4 protein-coding genes are annotated in these 4102 nt (G+C 59.5%); 3 read left to right on the top strand and 1 reads right to left on the bottom strand.

Annotated elements, in window-relative coordinates; all coding sequences use genetic code 11:
• Positions 1-431: 431 nt before the first annotated feature.
• The gene (locus tag KAY22_RS25470; protein ID WP_296625902.1) at positions 432-695 is read left to right on the top strand and encodes a DUF3800 domain-containing protein; all 264 of its coding nucleotides are present in this window, start codon (positions 432-434) and stop codon (positions 693-695) included.
• 112 nt (positions 696-807) lie between these two features.
• Positions 808-1977 carry an acyl-CoA dehydrogenase family protein gene (locus KAY22_RS25475; protein ID WP_296625903.1) on the top strand — a complete coding sequence of 390 codons (1170 nt, stop codon included), beginning with the start codon at positions 808-810 and terminating at the stop codon, positions 1975-1977.
• A gap of 14 nt (positions 1978-1991) precedes the next feature.
• Here KAY22_RS25475 and KAY22_RS25480 read toward each other — a convergent pair whose 3' ends face one another.
• Complete coding sequence (locus KAY22_RS25480) at positions 1992-2783, bottom strand: transposase (protein ID WP_296625904.1); 792 nt, start codon at positions 2781-2783, stop codon at positions 1992-1994.
• A gap of 350 nt (positions 2784-3133) precedes the next feature.
• Between KAY22_RS25480 and KAY22_RS25485 the strand changes: the two genes are divergently transcribed.
• Positions 3134-4102: cytochrome P450 (locus KAY22_RS25485; protein WP_296625905.1), on the top strand; the 969-nt coding region annotated here is incomplete at its 3' end.

A 4102-nucleotide genomic window follows, 5' to 3' on the forward strand; every position in this document is an offset into this window, starting at 1 on the left:
CGCACCTCCGGGCCAGTGAAATGGCCGCGATCGGCTAGCACGGTGAGCGGCTCGGCGCCCGTCGCCTTGCGCGCCTGTTCGCCCAGCCTCGCGGCGCTCTGCCAGCGGTGCCACATGATCCACGACGCGGCGGAACACCGACGTCGGCGATGGCTCAATGCCTATCGTCGGCGCGATTGGTGATTTTCTGGCGGCGATCGAGTGGATGCCGATCGTCGCCGTCGTCGACCCTACCACGCGAGGATCGTCACACACATTGGACGAGGCGCGGCAGGTGGCTCGGTCGGACGCCCGATGGGCAGGAGATAGAGCCGTGCCCGGCAGGGCCGCGCCCGAACTCTTTCTCTAGCGATACAGACTGGCGTCGTTTGCAACATAGCCGAGAATGAAAGAAGGTCGGGGCAAAACACGAAGGCAGCAACACACCTATCATGATCTGGACCCTGTTCATCGACGAGTCCGGCCAGGATCAGCGTCATTCCCCCTATGAGGTTTTGGCTGGGATCGCGGTAGAAGATTGCAAGGTTTGGCCGCTCATCCGCGACCTGTCCGACGCCCAACAGCATATTTTCGGAATGCGATTATTCGAAGCCTATGGCCGCGAGGCGAAGCCGCAAAAGCTGCTCGATCACAAGACGTATACTCGGGCATCGCAATCCGCAATCCACGGCGCGCTACGCCCACCTGGACGATGAGCATGTGCTTGACGCGGCCCAGCAGATCGGCGCGGCGATCGAGCGTATGATGGCTTGAGTGGCGGCGAGTTAGCGCGGTGGTGCACGCCGATGCGGGGACGGGAGAGAATCGATGAAAGAGCGTGTCGAGAGCGATCACCTGAAAGCAATCCGCGAAGGCGTGCGATTGGTCGTTACCCAATTTGGTGATGATTACTGGCTCGCGCGAGACAACGATGGCGTGTTCCCGCACGCCTTCCATCGCGCAATGGCGGAGGCGGGCTGGCTTGGCATAACGATGCCCAAAGCCTTCGGCGGGGCCGGGCTGGGCGTCACAGAAGCCGCGGTAATGATGCACGAGGTGGCGAGCCATGGAGGTGGGATGACGGCGGCATCGACGGTTCATATCAACCTGTTCGGCCCGCACCCGATCGTCGTGCAAGGCACATCTGAACAAAAAGCGCGCTGGGTGCCGCGCTTGATCGCAGGCGAAGATCAAGTGTGTTTTGGTGTGACCGAGCCGAATACGGGGCTAAACACGACCCAAATAAAGACGTTTGCTGACAAGGTTGACGGCGGCTATCTGGTAACCGGTCAAAAGGTATGGACATCTACTGCTCAGGTTGCGAACAAGATCCTGCTTCTTACCAGAACCAGAAAGATCGAGGACTCCCAGCGCTCTACCGATGGAATTACCATCTTCTACACCGACCTTGATCGAAGCAAGATCGACGTTCACCGAATAGCGAAGATGGGGCGCAGTGCAGTTGACTCGAACGCTTTGTTCATTGACGGCCTGTTCGTTCCCGACGAAGATCGGATCGGGGAAGAGGAAAGGGGCTTTGCTTATCTTCTGCACAGCCTGAACCCTGAGCGCGTGTTGATCGCCGCGGAGGCGATTGGGATCGGCCAGGACGCGCTGCGCCGCGCTACTCAATACGCAAAGGATCGCATCGTGTTCGATCGTCAGATCGGGCTCAACCAAGGCGTTCAACATCCGTTAGCGGAGCGTTGGATGTATTTGGAATCGGCATGGCTTATGACAATGAAGGCGGCTGAGCTTTACGATGCCGACCTCCCGTGCGGAGCAGAGGCGAACAGCGCTAAATTTCTCGGAGCGCGCGCTGGTCATGATGCTTGCTGGCAGGCGATAGCAACTCATGGCGGTTTCGGCTACGCTAAGGAATACCACGTCGAACGGTTATATCGCGAGGTCGCGATCACGCGCCTTGCACCGATTACTGAGCAACTTATCATGAGCTTTGTTGCGGAACGCGTGCTTGGTCTACCAAAGAGCTATTAGAGTATCCGTGATGGTCAAGCGCGTGCTGGCGTCCAGAGGCGGTCTGCTTTGAGCAGGGCATTGGGCATGACGACGAGCTTACGCATAACGGTGGTGATGGCGATTTTGGCGGGTTTGCCGGCGGCGATGAGCTGCTGGTATCTGGCCTTGAGGTCTGGATTGAAGCGGGCGGCGACCAGAGCAGGCATGTAGAGGGCTTGGCGGACGTTGGCCCTGCCGCCGCGAATGAAACTCTTGCCTTTCCACTGGCCGGACTGGCGGGCGACAGGGGCAAGGCCGGCCGGCGAGGTCATGGTGGCAATGATCTGGTTGGCGGTGAGCGTGCCGAGCCCGGCGATGCTGGTGAGGATGTCGTGGCGCCGGGCGAGCTTTTCGTCGGCGGCGATGACGGCCGCGATCTCGGCGTCCAGCGCGGCGATCTGTTCGAGGCGTTGGCTGCAGTGCCGCTTGAGCAGCGTGACGGTGAGGTTCTTGAGTGCGGTGCGATCGCGGACCAGTCCGTCGCGGGCGTTGACGAGTTCGGCCAGCTGGTTCTGCTGCGGGCTGCGAGCAGGCCTGACCGGAGGTTGCAGCGCGATCGCCATGCGGGCGAGCAACCTGGCGTCGATACGATCGGTCTTGGCAAGCGTGCCGGTCGCCTCATAGGCGATCCGTTCGGTCTGCCATTTCCTGGCCCATACGATCAACGCCTTGTGCCCCTTGGCGGTGTTGGGGAACTGGCGATCGATCCCGGCAGGAGGGGCATGGCAGCCCAGTGCCGCTTTGGAGATGTCGATGCCGATGGTTTGTGGTAGGTCATTGCTCATCTTTTCCGCTGTCCCATGCTTGTCATCCGAGCCTTGTGGCCCCGGTATCCGTTCGGGCCTGATGGAAAAGAAAGGGGTGATCCTACTCTAACCCGGTCCCTTCACGACCAGCGGTTTTGTGATCCATCCCCTTCTGCTCGGACCTGGGTGGCCACCCAAGTCCGGGCATCGCATCATGACCCGAACGGACCGCAAAGTCATAAGACAAGGCGCTTATGACAGCCGATCGGCACCTTTTCCAATCCGGGGGATACCCGTTTACACATTGCGACTGAGCAGGAAACGGCGCAATGTGCGGATGCGTAGTATCATCCAGCCTCGACCTGGATCGACCACGGGAGAGACTGATCATGGCGACCGCCTTCAAGCAGATCGAGGATGAAGCAATCGAAGCAGCCCGCTCGATCGCGTATTCGATGCCGATCGAAGACATCGACATGACCGACTCAGCGCGCTTCGTCGATAATACCCATTGGGCGTTTTTTGAGCGGCTGCGGAAGGAAGCCCCGGTGCATTATTGCGCCAATGGCCGGTTCGGCCCGTTCTGGTCGGTGACGCGCTACAAGGACATCATGGCGGTTGATACCAACCACGCCGTTTTCTCCTCGGAAGCGCATCTTGGTGGGATCACGGCGAAGGATCAAGATGATGATTTCATCCTGCCGATGTTCATCGCGATGGATCAACCCAAGCATGATATGCAGCGCAAGGCGGTGTCGCCGATCGTCGCCCCGGCCAATCTGGCCGTGCTCGAAGTGCTGATCCGCGAGCGCGCCCAAAAGATTTTCGATAATCTGCCGATCAATGAGCCGTTCGACTGGGTCGACCGCGTCTCGATCGAACTAACGACGCAAATGCTCGCTACGCTGTTCGATTTCCCTTGGGAGGATCGGCGCAAGCTTACATATTGGTCCGACGTGACGACCATCGATGTCAGCGCGCCTGATGCCAAAATGACCCGCGACGAACAGCGCGCGATTTTGATCGAATGCCTCACCTATTTCACGGGCCTGTGGAACCAGCGTGTCAACGCGCCTCCGGCGGGTGATCTGATCTCGATGATGGTGCACAATCCGTCGATGCGCGACATGCAGCCGATGGAATATCTCGGCAACTTGGTGCTGTTGATCGTTGGCGGCAATGATACCACGCGCAACTCGATCACTGGCGGCCTGCTGTTCCTTAACGAGAATCCGGGCGAGTATCAAAAGCTCCGCGAGGACCATTCGCTGATCGAATCGATGGTGCCTGAGATCATCCGCTATCAGACACCGCTCGCGCATATGCGCCGTACTGCGCTTCAGGATACCATCCTGGGC

This window comes from Rhizorhabdus sp. (genome assembly GCF_018006725.1).
Lineage (GTDB): Bacteria > Pseudomonadota > Alphaproteobacteria > Sphingomonadales > Sphingomonadaceae > Rhizorhabdus.